A 22,962-nucleotide genomic window follows, 5' to 3' on the forward strand; every position below is an offset into this window, starting at 1 on the left:
ACACCACATTTACCCACTTTTGGGTATTTAATTAAAAACTATGTAGACCTAGATTTGTATAAAAACAAAAATTATGAAAAGATTAACTCTACTGCTTGGACTAATCGCCGTATTAGCCTCATGTGCTAGCGTAAGCTACAAAACATCTAAAGTTCTTCCGTACTACACAGAACCCGCTAAAATCGTAAAACTGCAAAATGGGATGACCCTAACCCAAATTAATTCAGTTTTAGGTATTGAACCCTACGACGTATACCATATGCAAGATGATGGAAGTACAGTATTGGTTTACAAATACCGTTTGAAAGAAAGAAAAATTGAAGTGACAACAAGTGATGATTTAACCAATCAAGCTTCTCAAACTTCTGGAACGGTTTACTTCACCGAAGAATACAAGGTTTACATCTTATTACAAGATGGTAAATTACAATCTTTAATTACAGATGCAGGTAGAAAGGATAGCAAATACATCCTTATTACAAACAATACCATTCAATTGGTGAGCAAGAAAACATTAATTGAGAAAAAAGATTCTGAGGACTTGAGGGAAGGTCAATGGAAAGAAACTACGAAGTAATGAGAGGTTTAAAATTACTTCTATTTACATGTAGTGTTATTCTAAGTTTTGGCGTTTGGGGACAAATATTTGTGGACAACACACTTCCCTATTACACAGATCCCTCAAAAATTTCTACGATTAAAGTGGGTGACTCGTTTGATGCACTCACCTCAAAACTTGGAATACAACCCTACGACGTTTTTCACATCAACGGTGAAGGTTCAACTTTAATTTCTTACAAATACAGGTTGAAACTTCGTAAAGTGGATGTTGAACAAAACTTGAATGATCAAGCGAGTCAAACCAACGGACAGGTCTACTATAACGAGGAAAAAACTGCCTTTGTATTAATGGTTAACGGCAAAGTAAGTTCTGTTTTAACCAGTAGTGGTATAGCAGATAGTAAAGCAATTTTGGTTGAAAATAACACCATACGTTATATCACTCAAGCTGAATTGGTGAATCAAGAAATGATGGATACTTACATCACAGAAGGTTTACTTTTTTACTACATGAACAACCACATCGAAAAAGCAGATAATGCTGAAGGAATGACCTTGGTTGAGGAAGAAACGCAACCCACTTCGGATGAATTTAAATTGCAAACCGATGAAGTGGAATCACTTTCTCCGAAATCGGACAGAGATTTCTACAGTCAATTACCAGCTGGAAGAGCCGAATTTCATCCTGAAAACATAGACAGTAAGGCTTTGATTAACTCAAACCTCCCTGGTAAGAATATAAATGGTGGTAAAGTTTTAATTGGTGTTCTTGTATTACCTACCCTGTTTTTTATGGGAAAAGAATTCACAAGAACAGACTTAAGATCTTTTGAAAGACAGCGTCGTATGTATTTGTACAGAATACAAAACAAAAACTTGTCGAAGCGTAAACAAGATATGCTTTGGTTACAAGTCGCAAGATGCGAACAAGTGATACTTAGCAAATACGCAAAACTTCAACGTAAAGGTTGGTCACCTGAAAAGAGATAACGCAAAAAGGCCGCGCCAGAGATGGGGCGGTTTTTTATTTTCTACCTCTTACAAACTCCCACAAACAAACCCCTGCACAAACGCTAACATTCAAACTGTGCTTGGTACCAAACTGTGGAATTTCTATCACGTAATCCGCTACATCAATAATCGATTGTTGTACACCATCTACTTCATTTCCAAACACCAAAGCGTAGGCTTGGTTGAGGTCTATATCCATTTGATTTAAGAAATGAGTTTCTTCGGTTTGCTCTATGGCACAAACTTTTACTCCTTTGGCTTGAAGCGCAGCAACTGCTTCGTTTACATCTTCAACATAGGTCCATTTTACAGACTCAGTTGCGCCAATTGCAGTTTTATTAATTTCTCTATGCGGAGGTGTTCCTGTAATTCCACAAAGAATAATTTCTTCAACATTAAACGCATCAGAAGTTCGAAAGAAGGTTCCTACATTGTTGAGGCTACGAATGTTATCTAACACTACAGTAATAGGGAATTTCTCTTGTGCTTTAAACTCTTCTTCGGTCACTCTTCCAAGCTCCCATAATTTCAATTTTCTGTTCATAAAATTTAATAACTGTTGAATGCAAAAGTTGAATCTACCCCGCGAAGCTACTACCTTTATCTTTGGAAAAGAAATCTAAAGAAACAATTTTGGCTACAAAAAAGAAAGAAAAGAAATCGAGCGAAACTCCTTTAATGAAGCAATACAACCAAATTAAAGCGAAACATCCACAAGCGATGTTACTCTTTAGGGTGGGAGATTTTTACGAAACCTTTGGTGAGGATGCCGTGAAAGCTTCAAAAATATTGGGGATAGTATTGACCAAACGTAAAAATGGATCTGCTTCCCACATCGAGTTGGCTGGTTTTCCCCATCATTCTTTAAACACGTATTTACCCAAGTTGGTAAGAGCCGGTGAACGCGTAGCCATTTGTGATCAGTTAGAAGATCCTAAAACGACCAAAACCATCGTTAAAAGAGGGGTAACAGAATTGGTTACGCCAGGGGTTGCCATTAACGACCAGGTATTGGAGCAAAAGAAAAACAACTTCTTATGTGCCCTTCACTTTGATAAAAAACAAGTGGGAGTTGCCTTTTTAGACATCTCAACAGGTGAGTTTTTCGTAGCCCAAGGAAACCTAGAATATGTACACAAGCTGGTACAAGGTTTTGCGCCGAGTGAGATCATTTTCCAAAAAAATAAAAACAAAGAATTTACAGAGGCTTTTAGCTCTAACTTCTACACCTACAAGTTAGAAGATTGGGTTTTTACAGAAGATTTCGCCCTTGATACTTTAACCAAACAGTTCAACACCCAAGGCTTAAAAGGATTTGGTATAGATAATTTAACGCAGGGTATCATTGCGGGAGGAGCCGCACTTCAATATTTATCGGTTACTGAAAACACCAAACTCGAACACATTTCAAACATTTCAAGAATTGAGGAAGAGAAATATGTTTGGTTGGATAGATTTACCGTGAGAAACCTTGAGCTTATTCACTCCCACAATGAAAATGCTACTACGCTCATTGATATCATAGACGATACCCTCACGCCTATGGGTTCGCGTTTATTGAAGCGTTGGTTGGTATTACCTTTAAAGGATGAAGAAGATATCAATGAAAGGTTGAATGCCGTAGAGTCTTTGCTTCTTCCTGAGAACAATCAACTGCGTTTTGAATTAGGTGAAATTTTGAACGATATCGGCGATTTAGAACGTTTGGTTTCTAAAGCTGCCGTGGGTAAAATCAATCCTAAAGAAGTGATTCAGTTGAAGAAAACACTGGAGCAGATAGAGCCTATACAGAAAATATTAAAAGCCACCAACGCACCAGACATCATTAAAATAGCGGATCGTTTAGAGGCATGTAGTGAACTTATTGTTAAAGTGAATCATCAACTTCATCCTGAACCGGCTATACAAATTGGGAAGGGAAGTGTAATTGCTGATGGCTTTAATGAAGAGCTCGATGAGTTGCGTAAAATTGCTTTTTCTGGGAAGGATTATTTGCAACAGCTTCAAGAAAGAGAAATTGAAAAAACGGGGATTCCAAGTTTAAAAGTAGCCTTTAACAATGTATTCGGTTACTATTTAGAAGTTAGAAATACACACAAAGACAAAGTTCCCGAGGAATGGATTAGAAAGCAAACTTTGGTAAATGCTGAGAGATACATCACCCAAGAATTGAAAGAATATGAATCTAAAATTCTAGGTGCTGAAGATAAAATCCAGGTGTTGGAATCTAGATTGTATAACGACTTGGTACTTTCACTTTCAAAGTTCATTCGTCCGGTACAACGCAACGCGCATTACATTGGACAAATTGACTGCTTACTTTCTTTTGCAAACATTTCTGAAAAGAACAATTACAACAAACCAGAACTGAACGATGGCTTTGCTTTAAATATAAAAGAAGGGAGACACCCAGTTATTGAAAAACAATTGAAATCTGGTGAAGAATATGTTGCCAATGATGTATACTTAGACAACGACACGCAGCAAATCATCATGATTACCGGACCGAACATGTCGGGTAAAAGTGCCATTTTGCGTCAAACTGCTTTGATTTCTTTAATGGCGCAAATCGGGTGTTTTGTACCTGCAAAATCTGCAAAGCTTGGTATAGTAGATAAAATATTTACCCGTGTTGGGGCTTCGGATAATATCTCATCAGGTGAATCTACTTTCATGGTAGAAATGAACGAAACCTCTTCTATTTTGAATAACCTTTCTCCTAGAAGTTTGGTTTTACTCGATGAAATTGGTCGTGGAACAAGTACCTACGACGGTATTTCTATTGCATGGGCCATTGCAGAATATTTGCATGAGAATCCTAAAGCGAAGTGTAAAACTTTATTTGCAACCCATTACCACGAATTGAATGAGATGTACAAGAAGTTTCCTCGCATCAAAAACTTTAATGTTTCGGTGAAGGAAATGGGTACCAAAATTCTTTTCATTAGAAAATTGGTAGAAGGTGGTAGTGAACACTCTTTTGGTATACACGTTGCAAAATTAGCAGGTATGCCGAGTCAGGTTGTACAAAGAGCCACAAAAATGTTGGCACACTTAGAACAATCGCATGGAAGTTCAGACAAAGAAAAAGTACAAGAAGCGGTGAACCAACCCGACATGCAACTGAGCTTTTTCCAATTGGATGATCCCGTTCTGGAAAATATAAAAGAAGAATTGGTTTCCATAGACATAGACACATTAACACCTGTGGAAGCTTTGATGAAACTCAACGAAATAAAGAAAATGGTAGGAGGAAATTAAATCCTACTTTCACCTCTTTAAATGTCTGCTCCTTGGGCAGACGTTTTTATTTTCATCAACTTTTTACTTTTAATAAATCCAAACTTCTTATGGTGCCTTCCTTCTGAATAAAAGTAACTTTGTAACATGCAAAAAATCCTTTACATACTTCTAACCCTATGGCTTGGTGCGAGTGCAGTTTTTGGTCAATACGACCCCAACAAAACCTATGATTTCCACCCACCTTTAAAAACGCCACTCATTCTTGCTGCCAATTTTGGTGAATTAAGAACCAATCATTTTCATACAGGTTTAGATTTTAAAACAGACAGACAAATCGGGTATCCACTATATTCCATTGAGGAAGGTTATGTTTCTCGTGTTAAAGTATCCCCTTGGGGCTATGGTCATGTGGTCTACATCAATCATCCAGGTGGGTTAACTTCGGTTTACGCACATTGCTCTGCTTTTTTAGGTAAACTAGATAGTTTGGTAAAGGCCGAACAATTTAAGCAGGAAAATTTTGCCATAGAAATATATCCAGATTCGAATGCAGTTCGTGTTGGTCGCGGTGAAAAAATAGCACTATCAGGAAACACAGGTGGAAGCACAGCGCCTCACCTACATTTCGAAATTAGAGATACGAAAACTGAATATGCTTTAAACCCCTTATTGTTTGGGTTCGATATAGCCGATTCTCGTAAACCGAGTATACGTGGTGTGAAAGTTTATGCTTTGACCAAAGAAGGCTACCGCGTACTGAAAAAAGAGGTAGAATATAGGACCTCTAACCAAAATTCAAACCCGAGCATCGTTGGAAATCAAATTACCTTGCCTGCTTATTACACATCCAAAACAGGTGGTATAGGTTTTTCTTTTGACGCTGTAGACCAATTGGATGGTGCCGATAACATCTGTGGTATTTTTAAATCCTATTTAATTGTGGATGGAGACACTGTCTTTTCCCAAGATATGACAGCCATAGATTTTGCAGCCAATCGTCAAATTAATAGTCACAAAGACTACGAAGCTTTTCATAAACAACGCAGACATTACCAGAAATCCTTTAAGACGATACACAACCCTTTAAACATCTACAATGAAGCCTTGAGCGATGGTATACTCAACTTTCAGCCGGGATCTAGTCATAAAATTAAATACACCTGTGTAGATACAAAAGGAAATACAACTAGTCTTGATTTTATCCTTAACATAGAAAATGGTCAACCCGCAGATTTGAGTAAACTCTACACGCCATCCAAAGATTATCTATTTCCAGATTCTTCTTTCATGGATATAGATGATGAACATTTTGTTCTTTTTGGAATAGATTTGTTGTATGAACCCACACCAAAAATCATTACAGCGGAGGCTCCTTTTACTTTTGGAAATCCTGAAATTCCATTAGAATCTTACTACAAGATAATGATGAAAGTGGATAGCCTATTACACCCTGCAGAACGCTACGTAATCACAGTAACAGACGAAAGAGGTAGAGTTAAGTCTATAGGCGGAACATACAAAGACGGGTGGTTAACGGCCAAAACCAAAGAGTTTGGATATTTTGAGGTACAAGCCGACTTAACAGCTCCTACCTTGATCGCAAGAAATGTGAGAAATAACATCAATGTTAGAGGCAGTAGACTTGCCTGGAAAATTGGAGATGATTTATCCGGTTTAAAAGAATATGATGTTTACGTTGATGGCGTTTGGCAACACGTTTTATACGAGCCCAAAAACGGAAGTATCTACTACAGTCCATCACCGGCTTTAAGCGGCACACACACCCTTAGAATAGTCGTTGAAGATGCTGCGGGCAACATCAGTTCAGAGCAATATACTTTGTCCTTTTAAAGGCATAAAAAAAGCGGATGAGTCAATCAACCCTCCGCTTTTCTAACATAACAAATAAAACACTCTCGCTTACTTAAGCTTGAGCTGGTGGTGTACCAAAATTAATTGGCGGAACACCTGGATTATTATCTTCTGCGATAGGCCCAAATTGAGCTTCGTAATTCTTTACATTTTCTGCTAATGCACGCATTAATCGTTTAGCATTTTGCGGTGTCATGATCACACGAGATCTTACCTTAGCCTTAGGAACTCCTGGCATCATCTGAATAAAATCTGCAACAAATTCAGTACTTGAATGCGTAATTACGCTTAAGTTACTGTATACACCTGTAGCTACATCTTCTGTAAGCTCTATATTGATTTGATTGTCTTTATTTTGATTTTCCATCTTTAGCGGTTTAGATAAAAAAACCCCGACAACTTAATGCCGGGGTTATAATGAATATAATATTCTAGTTGTTATCAGTTAATTCATCATAAACTTCCTGAGATCCAACGATCATATTTTGGAACTGACGAGTACCTGTACCTGCTGGTATTAAGTGTCCAACAATTACGTTCTCTTTCAATCCTAATAAGTGATCTTCTTTTCCTGAAATTGCAGCTTCGTTCAATACTTTCGTAGTTTCCTGGAAAGATGCAGCTGAGATGAACGACTGAGTTTGAAGAGAAGCTCTAGTAATACCTTGTAACATCGGTTTAGATGTTGCTGCAATAGCATCTCTAGATTCTACCAACTTCTTATCCTGTCTTCTCAATTGAGAGTTCTCATCTCTTAACTTACGTGCAGTAACGATCTGACCCGCTTTCAACTCTGTAGAGTCTCCTGGATCAACAACAACCTTTTTACCGAACATTCTATCGTTCTCTTCCATGAAGTCCGCTTTGTGAACGGCTTGGTTTTCTAAGAATTTAGTATCTCCTGCGTCTGTAATTTCAACTTTCAACATCATCTGACGAACGATAACCTCAAAGTGCTTATCGTTAATCTTCACACCCTGTAAACGGTATACATCTTGGATTTCGTTTACTAAGTACTCTTGTACTTTCGTTGGTCCTTCGATGTTCAAGATATCTTTCGGAGTAATTGCTCCATCAGATAACGGTTTACCAGCACGAACGAAATCGTTCTCTTGTGTTAAGATGTGCTTAGATAATGGTACTAAGTACTTACGTTTCTCACCTGTCTTAGACTCGATGATTACCTCACGGTTACCACGTTTGATTTTACCGTAAGAAGCAATACCGTCGATTTCAGAAACCACAGCTGGGTTAGATGGATTACGTGCTTCGAAAAGCTCAGTTACACGAGGAAGACCCCCTGTAATATCCCCTGTCTTACCACCTGTTCTTGGTATCTTAACTAAGAAGTCACCCGCTTCTACTTTGTCACCCTCGTTTACAGAGATGTGAGCGTTAACTGGGATAGAGTATGATTTCAATACTTCTCCTTTGCTGTCAACGATTTCAATAGTAGGGTTTTTCTTCTTATCCTTCGTTTCAGTAATTACCTTCTCCGTAAATCCTGTTTGCTCATCGACTTCTTCACGGTAAGTAATCCCCTCGATAATGTTATCGAATTGGATTTTACCTTTCACCTCAGATAAGATAACGGCGTTATAAGGGTCCCACTTACAGATAACGTCACCTTTCTTCAAGTCTGCGTTGTTATCTGCGATCATGATAGCACCGTAAGGGATGTTACCCGTCATTGCTAACGAACCATCTCTCTTGTCTACCAATTTCATTTCAGCTGAACGACCAATAACGATTTCTTGTTTGTTACCGTCTTTATCTGTTTTCGTAATTGTTCTAAGCTCGTCGATTTCTAATTTACCATCTGCTTTCGCTTTGATATCATTTTCATCGGCAATGTTAGAGGCAGTACCCCCAACGTGGAACGTACGAAGTGTAAGCTGTGTACCAGGTTCACCAATAGACTGTGCTGCTACTACTCCAACAGAATCACCATTTTGTGCCATTCTGTGTGTAGACAAGTTTCTACCGTAACATTTCGCACAAACTCCTCTTCTTAACTCACATGTTAATACTGAACGAATTTCTACTTCTTCAATGTCTGCAGCATCAATTGCCTTAGCAACTTTTTCATCTATCAATCCACCAGCTTCAACGATTAAGTTGTCTTCATCATCGTAGATATCATTTACTGAACATCTACCGATAATTCTGTCTGCTAATGGTTCAAAAATTTCATCATTTTTCTTCAATGCAGTTGTTGCTAAACCTCTTAAAGTTCCACAATCTTCTGCATTAATAACCACGTCTTGTGCAACGTCTACCAATCTACGTGTCAAGTAACCTGCATCGGCTGTTTTTAAGGCTGTATCGGCCAAACCTTTACGGGCACCGTGAGTAGAGATAAAGTACTCAAGGATAGAAAGACCTTCTTTAAAGTTCGATAAAATCGGGTTTTCAATAATCTCTTGAGCTGAAGCTCCAGACTTCTGTGGTTTCGCCATCAATCCACGCATTCCAGATAACTGACGAATCTGCTCTTTAGATCCACGTGCTCCTGAGTCGAACATCATGTAAATTGAGTTAAATCCTTGGTTATCGTTTTTCAACTGCTCCATTAACGTGTGCGTTAATCTTGAGTTGGTACGTGTCCAGATGTCAATAATTTGGTTATAACGTTCGTTGTTTGTAATAAGACCCATGTTATAGTTCTCCATTACTTCACGTACGTTTTCATCCGCTTTAGCAACTAATTCATCTTTTTCTTTCGGAATGATGATATCGTCAAGGTTGAATGATAATCCACCTCTAAATGCCATCTCGTATCCTAAAGATTTGATATCATCCAAGAACTGAGCAGTTCTTGCTGTACCAGAAATCTTCAATACGTGTCCAATGATATCTCTTAACGCTTTCTTCGTTAATACTTCATTGATGTATCCTACTTCTCTTGGAACTCTTTCGTTGAATAAAACTCTACCTGCAGTAGTTTCTACCAACATTAATTCTGGTTCTCCTTGCTCATTTAAATCGTAAGTTTTCACTTTGATATGTGCGTGAAGATCCAATGCTCCCTCGTTGTAAGCAATAGTTACCTCTTGTGGAGAGTAGAAAATTCCACCTTCTCCTTTTACAATTCTTTCTGGTGTTGACTTTCTACCTTTTGTAATGTAGTAAAGACCCAAGACCATATCCTGAGATGGTACGGCAATAGGTGCACCATTCGCAGGGTTCAAGATATTGTGTGATGCCAACATCAACAACTGTGCTTCCAAAATTGCAGCGTTACCTAATGGTAAGTGAACCGCCATCTGGTCACCGTCGAAATCGGCGTTAAATGCTGTACAAACCAATGGGTGAAGACGAATTGCTTTTCCTTCGATCAATTTCGGTTGGAAAGCCTGGATACCCAATCTGTGCAACGTAGGTGCACGGTTTAATAATACTGGGTGACCTTTCAATACGTTTTCAAGAATATCCCATACAACTGGTTCTTTTCTATCAACAATTTTCTTAGCAGATTTAACTGTCTTTACGATACCTCTTTCTATCATCTTACGGATGATAAATGGCTTGTAAAGCTCAGCCGCCATGTTTTTAGGTAAACCACACTCGTGTAACTTCAATGTTGGTCCAACAACAATTACCGAACGTGCTGAGTAATCCACACGCTTACCTAATAAGTTTTGACGGAAACGACCTTGCTTACCTTTTAACGAGTCAGATAAAGACTTTAATGGTCTGTTAGACTCTGTCTTTACTGCACTTGCCTTACGAGAGTTGTCGAACAATGAGTCAACAGACTCTTGCAACATACGCTTCTCGTTACGTAAGATTACCTCAGGAGCTTTAATCTCGATCAAACGCTTCAAACGGTTGTTACGGATAATTACTCTACGGTAAAGGTCATTTAAATCTGAAGTAGCAAATCTACCTCCATCTAAAGGAACTAACGGACGTAATTCTGGTGGAATAACCGGAACCACTTTAATGATAGTCCACTCTGGACGGTTATCAATACGCGTTTGAGAATCACGCATCGCCTCAACTACTTGTAGTCTCTTCAATGCTTCATTCTTACGCTGTACTGATGTCTCAGTGTTTGCTTTGTGTCTTAATTCATAAGATAATGAATCCAAGTCCAAACGTTGTAATAAATCGTACAACGCCTCCGCACCCATCTTAGCTACGAATTTGTTTGGATCAGTATCTTCTAAATATTGGTTCTCTTTTGGTTGAACATCCAAAATATCCAAGTACTCTTCCTCTGTTAAGAAATCGTACTTCTGTAATGGATCTCCTTCTGCATTTACTGCATTACCTGCTTGAATAACAACGTAACGCTCGTAGTAAATGATTTGATCTAATTTCTTAGTCGGTAAACCTAATAAGTAACCAATTTTATTTGGTAAAGATCTAAAGTACCAGATGTGAGCTACAGGAACAACTAACGAGATGTGTCCCATACGCTCTCTACGTACTTTCTTCTCAGTTACCTCAACACCACAACGGTCACAAACGATACCCTTATAACGGATACGCTTGTATTTACCACAGTGACATTCGTAATCTTTTACAGGACCGAAGATACGCTCACAAAATAGACCGTCTCTTTCTGGCTTGTAAGTTCTATAGTTAATCGTTTCAGGCTTAAGCACTTCACCACTAGACTGCTCCAAAATCTCCTCTGGCGATGCCAAAGAGATGGTAATCTTGTTAAAGCTACTCTGCTTTTTTGCTGTTTCTTTTCTATAAGCCATTTTAAACTCCTTCTTTTATCAAATTAAACACCGACAATTAGTCCATTGTAACACTTAAACCAAGTCCTCTCAATTCATGTAATAATACATTGAATGATTCTGGAATACCTGGAGTTGGAAGGTTATCTCCCTTAACAATCGCTTCGTAAGCTTTTGCTCTACCTGTTACGTCATCCGACTTAACTGTCAAGATTTCCTGTAGGATGTTCGCTGCACCAAACGCTTCAAGTGCCCAAACCTCCATCTCACCAAAACGCTGACCTCCGAATTGAGCTTTACCACCCAATGGCTGTTGTGTAATTAATGAGTAAGGTCCGATAGAACGTGCGTGCATCTTATCATCTACCATGTGAGAAAGTTTCAACATGTAGATAATACCTACCGTTGCCGTTTGGTGGAATCTTTCACCAGTACCTCCGTCGTATAGGTAAGTCTTACCTGAACGTGGAATACCCGCTTTATCACAGTATTCATCTATCTCTGATGGGTGTGCCCCGTCGAAGATAGGCGTTGCGAATTTCACACCTAATTTCTCACCTGCCCAACCTAAAACAGTTTCGTAAATCTGTCCAAGGTTCATACGAGAAGGTACCCCTAATGGGTTTAACACGATATCTACAGGAGTTCCGTCTTCTAGGAATGGCATGTCTTCGGCTCTAACGATATTTGCAACAATACCTTTGTTACCGTGACGACCCGCCATCTTATCTCCTACTTTCAGTTTTCTCTTCTTAGCTACGTATACTTTTGCCAATTTCACAATTCCTGATGGAAGTTCATCTCCAACTGAAATGTGGAATTTCTTACGCTTGTAGTTACCCAATAAATCGTTCGCCTTGATGTTGAAGTTGTGGATAACACGTTGTATCAATGAGTTCACGTGAGTATCCGCAGTCCATTTCGCTGGGTTCACGATAGTGTAATCAATGATAGACAAATTCTTTTGTGTGAACTTAGAACCTTTCTTGATGATTTCTTCACGGAAGTTGTTAGTTACACCGTCAGACTTGTGTCCTTCTAATACAACCAATAACTTGTCAACTAATCTATCTTTTAAAGCTGCTAAATCCTTTTCGTATTCCGTATCTAATTGCTCTAAGATTGGTTTATCTTGAGCTTTAGTTTTTCTGTCTTTAATTGCTCTAGAGAACAATTTCTTACCGATAACTACACCTCTCAATGATGGGCTAGCTTTTAACGATGCATCTTTCACATCACCTGCCTTATCACCGAAGATAGCTCTCAATAATTTTTCTTCTGGAGATGGATCAGTTTCTCCTTTTGGTGTAATCTTACCAATAAGGATATCACCTTCTTTAATCTCAGCACCAACTCTGATTAATCCGTTTTCATCTAAGTCTTTTGTAGCCTCTTCAGAAACGTTAGGAATATCAGCAGTTAATTCTTCCATACCTCTTTTCGTATCTCTTACTTCTAGAGAGTACTCATCGATGTGGATAGATGTAAAGATATCATCTCTTACTACTTTCTCAGAAATTACAATCGCATCCTCGAAGTTGTACCCTTTCCAAGGCATGAAGGCAACCTTCATGTTTTGTCCAAGTGCCAACTCACCAGCTTGCGTTGCATAACCTTCACAAAGAACCTGACCTTTTTCAACTCTATCACCTTTCTTAACGATAGGCTTCAAGTTCATTGTAGATCCTTGGTTAGTTTTCTGGAACTTCGTTAATTTATACGTTTTAGTTTCACCGTCGAAGCTTACTAACTTATCTTCTTCCGTTAAATCGTAACGGATAGAAATTTCATTAGAGTCAACGTATTCCACTACTCCATCTCCCTCTGCGTTGATTAATACACGAGAATCTCTAGCTACAAGTCTTTCGATTCCTGTACCAACGATAGGAGAATTTGGTTTCAATAAAGGAACTGCCTGACGCTGCATGTTCGATCCCATCAATGCACGGTTGGCATCATCGTGTTCCAAGAAAGGAATAGATGAAGCGGCAATAGATGCAATCTGGTTAGCTCCAACGTCCATAAGGTCGATCTTCTGTGGTTCAACCACTGGGAAATCACCTTCCAAACGCGCTTTAACAACTTCAGTCTGGAATTCACCTTTGTCGTTAATGTTTGCGTTAGCCTGAGCAATCATTTTTTCATCTTCCTCTTCCGCTGACAAGTAAATAGGTGGTGTGTTTAAATCAACTACACCATTATCTACCTTACGGTAAGGAGTTTCAATGAAACCTAATTTGTTCACTTTCGCGAATACACATAAAGAAGAAATCAAACCAATGTTTGGTCCCTCCGGTGTTTCAATCGTACACAAACGTCCATAGTGAGTGTAGTGAACGTCACGTACCTCGAATCCTGCTCTCTCACGAGAAAGACCACCAGGCCCTAATGCAGATAAACGACGCTTGTGCGTTACCTCAGAAAGTGGATTGGTTTGATCCATGAACTGAGACAACTGGTTGGTTCCAAAGAAAGAATTAATTACAGACGATAATGTTTTTGCATTGATAAGGTCAATTGGTGTAAAGACCTCATTATCTCTTACGTTCATACGCTCACGAATCGTACGCGCCATACGTGCAAGACCAACTCCGAACTGAGAGTACAACTGTTCACCAACTGTACGTACACGTCTGTTAGACAAGTGGTCGATATCATCCACCTCTGCCTTAGAGTTAATTAATTCAATTAAGTATTTAATAATTCGGATGATGTCTGTTTTCGTCATTACTCTTGACTCTTCAGAATCGTCCAAATTCAATTTTCTATTCATTCTGTAACGACCTACCTCACCTAAATCGTAACGTGTATCAGAGAAGAACAATTTCTCAAATACAGAACGCGCCGTTTCTTGATCTGGCGGCTCAGCATTACGCAACTGACGGTAGATGTGTTCTACAGCTTCCTTCTCAGAGTTTGATGTATCTTTTTGAAGGGTATTGTAAATGATAGTGTAATCTGCTGTGTTTACATCTTCTTTGTGAAGGATCACAGTTTTTACACCTGCATCTAAGATTTCATCTATGTGATGCTCTTCGATGATAGTCTCACGGTCTAAGATTACCTCGTTTCTTTCGATAGATACAACTTCTCCTGTATCCTCATCAACGAAATCCTCAACCCATGATTTAAGAACTCTTGCAGCAAGTTTTCTACCTACCAACTTCTTCAAGTTAGTTTTTGTAGCTTTTACTTCGTCAGCAAGACCGAATATCTCTAAGATATCCTTATCACTTTCGTAACCAATTGCTCTAAACAATGTAGTTACAGGTAACTTTTTCTTACGGTCAATGTAAGCATACATCACATTGTTGATGTCTGTAGCAAACTCTATCCAAGAACCTTTGAAAGGAATTACTCTCGCAGAGTATAATTTAGTACCGTTTGCGTGTCTACTTTGTCCAAAGAATACACCAGGAGAACGGTGTAACTGAGAAACAATAACTCTTTCAGCCCCATTCACTACGAATGACCCTTTTGGTGTCATGTAAGGAATAGTACCTAAGTAAACGTCCTGTACTATTGTTTCGAAATCCTCGTGTTCAGGATCTGTACAATATAACTTCAGTTTAGCCTTTAACGGAACACTGTATGTTAAACCTCTTTCTATACACTCTTCTAGTGAGTAACGAGGGGGATCTACGAAGTAATCCAAGAATTCCAATACGAATTGGTTTCTTGTATCTGTGATAGGGAAGTTTTCAGAAAATACTTTAAACAAACCTTCCTTCTCACGGTTCTCTGGAGTTGTCTCTAATTGGAAAAACTCCATGAAAGATTTTATTTGAATATCCAAGAAATCTGGATAGTCAAATGGACTTTTGCTCGAGGCAAAATTAATCCTTGTTGCTATGTTGCTTGTTGTTGCCAATGCTAAAAAATTTTATTAGAAAAAGGACCTAATAGTGCTTGTATGCACAAAAACAGGAGTAGGCACCACCAAATTTGGCGTGCCTATTCCTGTTATAAAAAGTAAAAAATTACTTAATCTCAACTTCAGCTCCAGCCTCTTCTAATGAAGATTTAAGACCTTCAGCTTCGTCTTTCGCAACACCTTCTTTCAATGCAGAAGGAGCTCCGTCTACTAATTCTTTAGCTTCTTTAAGTCCAAGTCCAGTTAATTCTTTAACCAACTTTACTACTGCTAATTTGCTACCACCAGCTGATTTCAATATTACATCGAATTCAGTTTTTTCTTCAGCAGCATCACCACCTGCAGCACCACCTGCAGCTACAGCTACTGCAGCAGCAGCTGGTTCAATTCCGTACTCATCCTTAAGGATAGTTGCTAGTTCGTTTACGTCTTTTACAGTTAAGTTTACTAACGTTTCTGCGATTTCTTTTAAATCAGCCATTTTATTTAATTTAAATAAATTCTTAAAAAATAATAATTAATTGTGTTACGCTCTTTCTTCAAGCGTTTTAAGGATACCTGCGATTTTTGCACCTTGTCCTTTAAGACCAGAAACAACGTTCTTAGCCGGGCTCTGAAGTAAGCTAATGATATCTCCGATAAGCTCTTCCTTGCTCTTGATAGATACAAGTGCGTCTAATTGCTCATCTCCAATATATACTGCTTCTTCAACGTAAGCTCCTTTAAGGATAGGCTTATCATTCTTCTTACGGAAATCCTTGATTACTTTTGCAGGCGCGTTACCTACCTCAGCAAACATGATAGATGTTGGTCCAGAAAGCACTGCTCTCAAGTCTCCAAAATCCTTATCTTCAACTCGATCCATTGCTTTTTCAAGCAAAGTGTTCTTGATAACTCTTAATTCGATGTTATTTTGGAAACACTTTCTTCTCAAGTTGTTGATCGCCTCAACAGTTAATTCTGCCGTATCTGCTAAGTAGAATATACCAGCTTCTTTTAATTCAGCTGCTAATTCATCTATGTATTGCGCTTTTTGTTCTTTAGTCATAATAATAAAGTTTTTAAGCTACAACAGATTTAGCATCAATTTGAACACTAGGACTCATCGTAGAGCTCAAGTAAATACTCTTGATGTAAGTTCCTTTAGCTGCTGCTGGCTTCATTTTAATTAAAGTCTGAATTAATTCCTTCGCGTTCTCTGAAATTTTGCTTCCGTCAAATGACACTTTAGCAATGTTTGAGTGTACGATACCGAATTTATCAACTCTAAAGTCAATTTTACCCGCTTTCACTTCTTGAACTGCCTTCGCTATGTCCATCGTTACTGTACCAGTTTTTGGGTTAGGCATTAAACCTCTTGGTCCTAAAATACGACCTAAAGCACCTACTTTACCCATTACTGATGGCATAGTGATGATAACATCAATATCAGTCCATCCACCTTTAATTTTAGCGATGTAATCGTCTAAACCTACGTAATCAGCACCTGCAGCTTTTGCTTCTTCTTCTTTGTCAGGAGTACACAATACCAAAACTTTGATATCTTTACCTGTACCGTGAGGAAGTGCTACTGTACCTCTAACCATTTGGTTAGCTTTACGTGGATCTACACCTAATCTTACGCTAATATCAACTGAAGCATCAAACTTAGTGTTTGTGATTTCCTTAACTACATCACACGCTTCTGTCAACGAGTACGCTTTGCTCAAATCAAATTTTGCAAGCGCTTCTTTTCTTTTCTTAGAAATACGTCCCATAATTCATGTAATTTAGTTAGAAGGAAAATCTCCTTTTACTGTGATACCCATACTTCTTGCTGTACCTGCAACCATCTTCATACCTGATTCAACTGTAAAACAGTTCATATCTGGTAACTTATCTTCAGCGATTGCCTTAACCTGATCCCAAGTAACTTGCGCTACTTTTACTCTGTTTGGTTCTGCTGAACCAGACTTGATCTTAGCCGCTTCTAATAATTGAACCGCTGCTGGTGGAGTTTTGATAACGAAATCAAAAGATTTATCACTGTAAACAGTAATAACCACTGGCAAAACCTTTCCTGCTTTATCCTGAGTTCTCGCATTAAACTGCTTACAGAACTCCATGATGTTCACACCTTTCGCACCAAGAGCTGGTCCTACGGGAGGAGAAGGATTGGCTGCACCACCTTTGATCTGCAATTTGATCAATCCTGCTACTTCTTTAGCCATTTGTTGTTTATATTATGTAGTCCTAACGTGGGAGTCAATGGGAAGCTTTAATCATTGCCCTCACTACTACTGATTAATTACAATTTTCTATGCTTCTTTTTCTACTTGCATGTAGCTTAACTCAAGAAGGTTCTTTCTACCGAAGATTTTAACCATAACCTTCAATTTCTTCTTCTCTTCGTTAATCTCATCAATAACACCGCTGAAATTGTTGAAAGGTCCGTCAATTACCTTAACAGATTCTCCAACAACAAAAGGAATTTTCATTTCCTCTTCAGTTTCAGATAACTCATCCACTTTTCCTAAAATACGGTTTACTTCTGCTTGACGCATAGGCATAGGATCACCGCCCTTCTCCGCTCCAAGGAATCCAATTACGTTTGGAATACCTTTGATAACGTGAGGAACTTCACCTACTAATGCTGCTTCGATCAAAACATATCCTGGTAAATAAGCTTTTTCTTTGCTTACCTTCTTACCGTTACGGATTTGAAACACTTTCTCTGTTGGAATCAAAACTTGATCAACATAATCAGTCAATTTCAATCTAGATATTTCCATATCTAAATATTCTTTAACCTTCGCTTCTTTTCCGCTCACGGCACGAACAACGTACCATCTCTTTTTTATATCAGCCACGAATGTCTTGTTTTAAATGATGTCGTAGATAATACCTAAAATACCTTTCCACCATGAGATACCTGTTGAATAACCAAAGATGTTATCCATCAAGAAAATCAAAAGTGAAAAAATAACTGAAGCAACAACCACTACAATGGTGTTGCTTTGTAATTCATTCCACGTTGGCCAAGTCACCTTGTGCACTAATTCGTGCACGGTTTCTTGTAAATAATTCTTAATATTCGCCACAATTATGTCTTTTGCACGGGCGGTAGGATTCGAACCCACGACCAATGGTTTTGGAGACCAGTACTCTACCAGCTGAGCTACACCCGTGTGTTAAAAAGAGGGAGAGGTTATCTCCCTCTTTTTATATCTTTAATAAGCTATGCTTATAAAATTTCAGTAACCTGTCCAGCACCTACTGTTCTACCACCCTCACGGATTGCAAAACGAAGTCCTTTATCCATCGCTACAGGTACGATCAAGTTAACGTTGATTGTTACGTTATCACCTGGCATTACCATTTCACGACCTTCTTCTAATAAGATCTCTCCAGTTACGTCAGTTGTTCTGAAGTAGAACTGAGGACGGTATCTGTTGTGGAAAGGAGTGTGACGACCACCTTCTTCTTTCTTCAATACGTAGATCTCAGCTTTGAACTTATCGTGTGGAGTAGTTGAACCTGGCTTACAGATAACCATACCTCTCTTGATATCTTTCTTATCGATACCTCTTAATAAAAGACCTACGTTATCTCCAGCTTCACCTCTATCTAAGATTTTACGGAACATCTCAACCCCAGTAACAGTTGACTTCAATTTCTCGTCACCCATACCTAAGATATCAACTTCTTCTCCAGAGTTAATAACTCCAGTCTCGATACGTCCTGTTGCTACAGTACCACGTCCAGTAATAGAGAATACGTCCTCAACTGGCATCAAGAATGGCTTATCAACATCACGTGGAGGAAGTTCGATGTAAGTATCAACTGCTTCCATCAATTCGTTTACAGTGTTAACCCACTTCTCTTCACCGTTCAATGCACCTAATGCAGATCCAGCGATGATTGGCGTGTTATCTCCGTCGTAATCGTAGAAAGAAAGCAATTCTCTAACTTCCATTTCAACTAATTCTAACAACTCTTCGTCGTCAACCATATCAACTTTGTTCAAGAATACAACGATTCTTGGAACACCTACCTGACGTCCTAAAAGGATGTACTCACGTGTTTGTGGCATTGGTCCATCAGTAGCAGCAACTACCAAGATAGCACCGTCCATCTGAGCAGCTCCAGTAACCATGTTCTTTACGTAATCGGCGTGACCTGGACAGTCAACGTGTGCGTAGTGACGGTTTAAAGTTTCATACTCAATGTGAGATGTGTTAATAGTAATACCACGCTCTTTTTCTTCTGGCGCGTTATCAATTGTATCGAAGCTACGGTTCTGAGCAAGACCTTGTGCAGCTAATACACTTGAAATTGCAGCAGTTAATGTAGTTTTACCGTGGTCAACGTGACCAATTGTTCCAATGTTTACGTGCGGTTTTGAACGCTCGAATGTTTCCTTAGCCATTGTTTTATTTGTTACTTGTTAATAAAATCTTTAAAATCTCAATTTTAAAATATGCGAAATTTCACCCAATGAATGGATGAATTCCTAATCTCTTTTTCTTTTGTTTTAGAGCCAATGACGAGATTTGAACTCGTGACCTCTTCCTTACCAAGAAAGCGCTCTACCCCTGAGCTACACCGGCACAAAGCTTTTTAAAAGAAAATGAAAAAGAGCGGGAGACGAGACTCGAACTCGCGACCCTCAGCTTGGAAGGCTGACGCTCTACCAACTGAGCTACTCCCGCAATTTCTTGAAATATTTTGGTGGGGGTGGCTGGACTCGAACCAGCGATACCTTACGGTGACAGATTTACAGTCTGCTGCAATAGCCACTATGCGACACCCCCTTTATCATAAAATAGAGCCGATGGAGGGACTCGAACCCCCGACCTGCTGATTACAAATCAGCTGCTCTAGCCAGCTGAGCTACATCGGCATCTTATGTTTTTATTTCACTAATCTTTTAAAGAACTTTCCGTCAGGTGTGAACCGTTTGGGGTTGCAAATGTAAGCAACTAATTTAAATCTGCAATGCTTTTTTCGAAAAAAAATAAAAAAAAATCTCACTTTTTTCAAGTGAGATTTATAACTAATTAATTATCAGTATTAAGCTGAAATCTTAGCTTTATGTTTTTTTACTTGTTTTCTTAAAGCATCGACTGCAAGATCTGCCGCTTCCTCAAAACTATCGCATTGTTTTTTGGCAAATAATTCCTTTCCAGGAATAGAAATTTTGATTTCTGCTATCTTATTTTCCTTAGAAGCTTTCTTGTCTACTTTCAAAAAGACCTCGCTTGAAATAATATGATCATAGAATAACTCTAATTTGTTTACCTTATCGTTCACAAAATTTATCAACTTTTGATCTGCTGCAAAATGAATTGCTTGAACTTTTACATCCATACTACTTCGTATTGTGCCCACCTCTGGGGTGCGCTTGTTTGTAAATCTTATTTATTTCATCAAACGAATTATGGGTATACACTTGCGTCGCACTTAAATTAGCATGCCCTAGCAGCTCTTTTATGGTTTCAAGGCCGGCACCATTGTTTAACATGTGAGTAGCGAAGGTGTGTCTAAGTACGTGCGGACTGCGTTTATCCAAATTCGTCACACATGAAAGATACTTATTAATTCGCCTATATACAAATTTCGGATAGAGTTTATTCCCCTTTTTTGTAATAAAAATGTAAGGTGTCTTCGCTAAATCTGACCGTTTACTTTTCATTTCATTCAGTCCAGCCAAGAGTTCACTAGAAATGGGTATTATCCTTTCCTTATTTCTTTTACCTAAAACTTTAAGACTAGCATTTTGAATATCAGTAAATTTCAAATTTATCAGCTCTGACAAACGCATGCCAGTTTGGTAAAATACCTCGACCATCAACATGTCTTCCACCTCTAGATTGGCCCCTACTTTTTGACTAATGTTAAAATTATCTAATTCTTCAACTTTAACGAATTCAGGTAAGCGTTTACTGGTTTTTGGTCCTTTAACAAGAAGCATAGGATTCTTTTCCACCACCTCTTCCTTTAAACACCATTTATAGAAAGTTCTGAGCGTGGATAGTTTTCTATTGACAGACCTATTAGAAACTCCATTATCTATAAGATGAACCATCCAAGATCTAACCAATTGATGATTGACCTCCTTGAGTTCTTCAAAATCATCAATGGCTAAAAAATCAAAAAAATCTTGTAAGTCTTTTTGATAGGCAATTACCGTATGCTCTGAAGCACGTTTCTCGGTTATCAGATATGTAAGGAAATTTTCAAGCATAAAAAAAGGAGTCTAAATTAATTAGACTCCTTAAATATAAATATTCTTCAGAAAGATATCCTAGATCTCAGCAGATCTCATTCTTTGCTTGTAAGCAGCTTTGATCTTTTGCTGTCTTTCAGTTACAGAAGGCTTTTCGAATTCTTTACGAGATCTCAATTCTCTCATAATTCCAGTCTTCTCATATTTTTTCTTATACTTCTTAAGAGCTCTTTCGATGTTCTCTCCTTCTTTAACAGGTACTACTAACATATCTTTTCTTGTTATTTTCAATATTATTGGTCTGCAAAAGTAGCAAACAAATTTTTATCAACAAATATTATTTTAAAATTTCTCGAGAAATTACAACTTTTTGAATTTCCGAAGTTCCCTCACCTATGGTCATTAACTTCGCGTCTCTCAAGTACTTCTCTGCTGGATACTCCTTTGTATAACCGTATCCACCCATGATTTGCACGGCTTCATTACCACACATTACTGCAACTTCACTGGCGAAATATTTCGCATAAGCCCCCTCTTTTGTTAGCGGCATTTTGTTGTTTTTCAAGTACGCTGCATTGTAGGTTAACAATTCAGCAGCCTTCACTTGCGTTGCCATATCCGCCAATTTGAAACTTATCCCTTGGAATTGTGCAATAGGCTTTCCAAACTGTTCTCTTTCTTTTGCATATTGAACAGAAGCTTCATAAGCTCCACGTGCAACACCACAACTTAAAGCAGCTATAGAAATTCTCCCACCATCTAATACTTGCATCGCTTGAATGAATCCCATTCCAACTTCTCCGATTACGTTTTCTTCCGGAACGCGTACATTATCAAAAATTAATTCAGCAGTTTCAGAAGCTCTTACTCCTAACTTATCTTTAATTTTTACAGCAGAGAAACCAGGCATACCTTTCTCTATGATGAAAGCAGTAATACCTTTACTATCCAATAACTCACCTGTTCTTACCAAAACAACCGCTACGTCTCCAGATAAACCATGTGTAATCCAGTTTTTAGCACCGTTAATTACCCATTCGTTCCCTTCTTTAACCGCAGTGGTTTTCATTCGCATAGCATCAGACCCTGTATTCGGCTCTGTTAATCCCCAAGCACCGATAAACTCACCTGAAGCTAATTTTGGTAAATACTTCTTTTTTTGTTCTTCTGTACCGTGGTAATAAATATGACCTGTACATAAAGAGTTATGTGCAGCTACAGACAATCCAACACCACCACATACTTTACCTAATTCAATTAATGCAGTAACATATTCATCATAAGAAAATCCTGAACCTCCGTATTCTTCAGGTATGTAAATACCTAATAAACCAAGCTCACCCATTTTTTTCATTACATCAACTGGGAAATGCTCTTCTTCATCCCATTTATTTCTGTTTGGGCGAATTTCTTTTTCAGCAAAATCACGAACCATTTGTTCGATCATTAATTGATTTTCGTTTTTTGCAAAATTCATTTTTGTTCTTTCTTTAATTGTA

At 38.4% G+C, this 22,962-nt stretch carries 19 protein-coding genes and 5 tRNA genes; 4 read left to right on the plus strand and 20 right to left on the minus strand.

What is annotated here, in order from left to right; all coding sequences use genetic code 11:
• Positions 1-73: 73 nt before the first annotated feature.
• Both BM327_RS14205 and BM327_RS14210 read left to right on the plus strand, forming a co-directional pair.
• Positions 74-577 (plus strand): hypothetical protein, encoded by a 504-nt coding sequence (locus BM327_RS14205; RefSeq protein ID WP_090252183.1) that lies wholly within the window; start codon positions 74-76, stop codon positions 575-577.
• Positions 577-1,551 carry a hypothetical protein gene (locus BM327_RS14210; protein ID WP_139230404.1) on the plus strand — a complete coding sequence of 325 codons (975 nt, stop codon included), beginning with the start codon at positions 577-579 and terminating at the stop codon, positions 1,549-1,551. Before BM327_RS14205 ends, BM327_RS14210 begins: the two co-directional genes overlap by 1 nt.
• A gap of 34 nt (positions 1,552-1,585) precedes the next feature.
• On the opposite strand, the gene BM327_RS14215 is transcribed toward BM327_RS14210, so the two are convergent.
• Complete coding sequence (locus BM327_RS14215; RefSeq protein ID WP_090252192.1) at positions 1,586-2,116, minus strand: RNA methyltransferase; 531 nt, start codon at positions 2,114-2,116, stop codon at positions 1,586-1,588.
• A 134-nt stretch (positions 2,117-2,250) separates the two neighbouring features.
• Here BM327_RS14215 and mutS point away from each other — a divergent pair, with 134 nt between their 5' ends.
• A complete protein-coding gene (gene mutS, locus BM327_RS14220) occupies positions 2,251-4,833 on the plus strand; it encodes a DNA mismatch repair protein MutS (RefSeq protein WP_090253005.1) in 2,583 nt (860 codons plus the stop codon).
• A gap of 126 nt (positions 4,834-4,959) precedes the next feature.
• Positions 4,960-6,666, plus strand: coding sequence for a peptidoglycan DD-metalloendopeptidase family protein (locus tag BM327_RS14225; RefSeq protein ID WP_090252195.1), 1,707 nt, complete (start codon positions 4,960-4,962; stop codon positions 6,664-6,666).
• 73 nt (positions 6,667-6,739) lie between these two features.
• Here the strand turns inward: BM327_RS14225 and BM327_RS14230 are convergent, their stop codons facing one another.
• The 19 genes from BM327_RS14230 to BM327_RS14320 all read right to left on the minus strand — a co-directional run bounded on the left by BM327_RS14230 (position 6,740) and on the right by BM327_RS14320 (position 22,940).
• On the minus strand, positions 6,740-7,054 hold the full coding sequence (locus BM327_RS14230) for a DUF3467 domain-containing protein (RefSeq protein WP_090252199.1): 315 nt from the start codon (positions 7,052-7,054) through the stop codon (positions 6,740-6,742).
• A gap of 64 nt (positions 7,055-7,118) precedes the next feature.
• A complete protein-coding gene (rpoC, locus tag BM327_RS14235) occupies positions 7,119-11,402 on the minus strand; it encodes a DNA-directed RNA polymerase subunit beta' (RefSeq protein WP_090252205.1) in 4,284 nt (1,427 codons plus the stop codon).
• A gap of 37 nt (positions 11,403-11,439) precedes the next feature.
• Positions 11,440-15,252 carry a DNA-directed RNA polymerase subunit beta gene (rpoB, locus tag BM327_RS14240; RefSeq protein ID WP_090252209.1) on the minus strand — a complete coding sequence of 1,271 codons (3,813 nt, stop codon included), beginning with the start codon at positions 15,250-15,252 and terminating at the stop codon, positions 11,440-11,442.
• Positions 15,253-15,361: 109 nt separating this feature from the next.
• Positions 15,362-15,736, minus strand: coding sequence for a 50S ribosomal protein L7/L12 (gene rplL, locus BM327_RS14245; protein ID WP_090252214.1), 375 nt, complete (start codon positions 15,734-15,736; stop codon positions 15,362-15,364).
• A gap of 45 nt (positions 15,737-15,781) precedes the next feature.
• Positions 15,782-16,303: a 50S ribosomal protein L10 gene (gene rplJ / locus BM327_RS14250; protein ID WP_090252217.1), complete on the minus strand. Its 522-nt coding sequence runs from the start codon at positions 16,301-16,303 to the stop codon at positions 15,782-15,784.
• A gap of 13 nt (positions 16,304-16,316) precedes the next feature.
• A complete protein-coding gene (rplA, locus tag BM327_RS14255) occupies positions 16,317-17,012 on the minus strand; it encodes a 50S ribosomal protein L1 (protein WP_090252220.1) in 696 nt (231 codons plus the stop codon).
• 12 nt (positions 17,013-17,024) lie between these two features.
• Positions 17,025-17,465, minus strand: coding sequence for a 50S ribosomal protein L11 (gene rplK / locus BM327_RS14260; RefSeq protein ID WP_090252226.1), 441 nt, complete (start codon positions 17,463-17,465; stop codon positions 17,025-17,027).
• A gap of 87 nt (positions 17,466-17,552) precedes the next feature.
• Complete coding sequence (nusG, locus tag BM327_RS14265; protein WP_090252232.1) at positions 17,553-18,104, minus strand: transcription termination/antitermination protein NusG; 552 nt, start codon at positions 18,102-18,104, stop codon at positions 17,553-17,555.
• A gap of 12 nt (positions 18,105-18,116) precedes the next feature.
• Positions 18,117-18,335, minus strand: coding sequence for a preprotein translocase subunit SecE (gene secE / locus BM327_RS14270; RefSeq protein WP_170853774.1), 219 nt, complete (start codon positions 18,333-18,335; stop codon positions 18,117-18,119).
• 14 nt (positions 18,336-18,349) lie between these two features.
• Positions 18,350-18,422 (minus strand) — tRNA-Trp (locus BM327_RS14275).
• 56 nt (positions 18,423-18,478) lie between these two features.
• On the minus strand, positions 18,479-19,663 hold the full coding sequence (gene tuf / locus BM327_RS14280; protein ID WP_090252240.1) for an elongation factor Tu: 1,185 nt from the start codon (positions 19,661-19,663) through the stop codon (positions 18,479-18,481).
• 109 nt (positions 19,664-19,772) lie between these two features.
• Positions 19,773-19,844 (minus strand) — tRNA-Thr (locus BM327_RS14285).
• 29 nt (positions 19,845-19,873) lie between these two features.
• A tRNA-Gly gene (locus BM327_RS14290) sits at positions 19,874-19,946 on the minus strand.
• Between the two features lie 17 nt (positions 19,947-19,963).
• Positions 19,964-20,048: transfer RNA gene (locus tag BM327_RS14295), tRNA-Tyr, on the minus strand.
• 15 nt (positions 20,049-20,063) lie between these two features.
• A tRNA-Thr gene (locus tag BM327_RS14300) sits at positions 20,064-20,137 on the minus strand.
• A gap of 170 nt (positions 20,138-20,307) precedes the next feature.
• Complete coding sequence (gene hpf, locus BM327_RS14305; RefSeq protein WP_090253011.1) at positions 20,308-20,604, minus strand: ribosome hibernation-promoting factor, HPF/YfiA family; 297 nt, start codon at positions 20,602-20,604, stop codon at positions 20,308-20,310.
• 1 nt (position 20,605) lies between these two features.
• Positions 20,606-21,481: a tyrosine-type recombinase/integrase gene (locus BM327_RS14310; protein ID WP_090252243.1), complete on the minus strand. Its 876-nt coding sequence runs from the start codon at positions 21,479-21,481 to the stop codon at positions 20,606-20,608.
• Between the two features lie 60 nt (positions 21,482-21,541).
• The gene (gene rpsU, locus BM327_RS14315) at positions 21,542-21,733 is read right to left on the minus strand and encodes a 30S ribosomal protein S21 (protein WP_090252248.1); all 192 of its coding nucleotides are present in this window, start codon (positions 21,731-21,733) and stop codon (positions 21,542-21,544) included.
• A gap of 67 nt (positions 21,734-21,800) precedes the next feature.
• Positions 21,801-22,940: an acyl-CoA dehydrogenase family protein gene (locus BM327_RS14320; protein WP_090252251.1), complete on the minus strand. Its 1,140-nt coding sequence runs from the start codon at positions 22,938-22,940 to the stop codon at positions 21,801-21,803.
• Between the last annotated feature and the right edge of the window lie 22 nt (positions 22,941-22,962).

This window comes from Lishizhenia tianjinensis, assembly GCF_900116425.1.
GTDB classification, from domain to species: domain Bacteria; phylum Bacteroidota; class Bacteroidia; order Flavobacteriales_D; family Crocinitomicaceae; genus Lishizhenia; species Lishizhenia tianjinensis.

Excerpts from the sequence above, each read along its gene's own strand:
- BM327_RS14205 (WP_090252183.1), top strand. The coding sequence starts at position 74 with ATGAAAAGATTAACTCTACTGCTTGGACTAATCGCCGTATTAGCCTCA.
- BM327_RS14210 (WP_139230404.1), top strand. The coding sequence starts at position 577 with ATGAGAGGTTTAAAATTACTTCTATTTACATGTAGTGTTATTCTAAGT.
- BM327_RS14215 (WP_090252192.1), bottom strand. The coding sequence starts at position 2,116 with ATGAACAGAAAATTGAAATTATGGGAGCTTGGAAGAGTGACCGAAGAA.
- mutS (WP_090253005.1), top strand. The coding sequence starts at position 2,251 with ATGAAGCAATACAACCAAATTAAAGCGAAACATCCACAAGCGATGTTA.
- BM327_RS14225 (WP_090252195.1), top strand. The coding sequence starts at position 4,960 with ATGCAAAAAATCCTTTACATACTTCTAACCCTATGGCTTGGTGCGAGT.
- BM327_RS14230 (WP_090252199.1), bottom strand. The coding sequence starts at position 7,054 with ATGGAAAATCAAAATAAAGACAATCAAATCAATATAGAGCTTACAGAA.
- rpoC (WP_090252205.1), bottom strand. The coding sequence starts at position 11,402 with ATGGCTTATAGAAAAGAAACAGCAAAAAAGCAGAGTAGCTTTAACAAG.
- rplL (WP_090252214.1), bottom strand. The coding sequence starts at position 15,736 with ATGGCTGATTTAAAAGAAATCGCAGAAACGTTAGTAAACTTAACTGTA.
- rplJ (WP_090252217.1), bottom strand. The coding sequence starts at position 16,303 with ATGACTAAAGAACAAAAAGCGCAATACATAGATGAATTAGCAGCTGAA.
- rplA (WP_090252220.1), bottom strand. The coding sequence starts at position 17,012 with ATGGGACGTATTTCTAAGAAAAGAAAAGAAGCGCTTGCAAAATTTGAT.
- rplK (WP_090252226.1), bottom strand. The coding sequence starts at position 17,465 with ATGGCTAAAGAAGTAGCAGGATTGATCAAATTGCAGATCAAAGGTGGT.
- tuf (WP_090252240.1), bottom strand. The coding sequence starts at position 19,663 with ATGGCTAAGGAAACATTCGAGCGTTCAAAACCGCACGTAAACATTGGA.
- hpf (WP_090253011.1), bottom strand. The coding sequence starts at position 20,604 with ATGGATGTAAAAGTTCAAGCAATTCATTTTGCAGCAGATCAAAAGTTG.
- BM327_RS14310 (WP_090252243.1), bottom strand. The coding sequence starts at position 21,481 with ATGCTTGAAAATTTCCTTACATATCTGATAACCGAGAAACGTGCTTCA.
- rpsU (WP_090252248.1), bottom strand. The coding sequence starts at position 21,733 with ATGTTAGTAGTACCTGTTAAAGAAGGAGAGAACATCGAAAGAGCTCTT.
- BM327_RS14320 (WP_090252251.1), bottom strand. The coding sequence starts at position 22,940 with ATGAATTTTGCAAAAAACGAAAATCAATTAATGATCGAACAAATGGTT.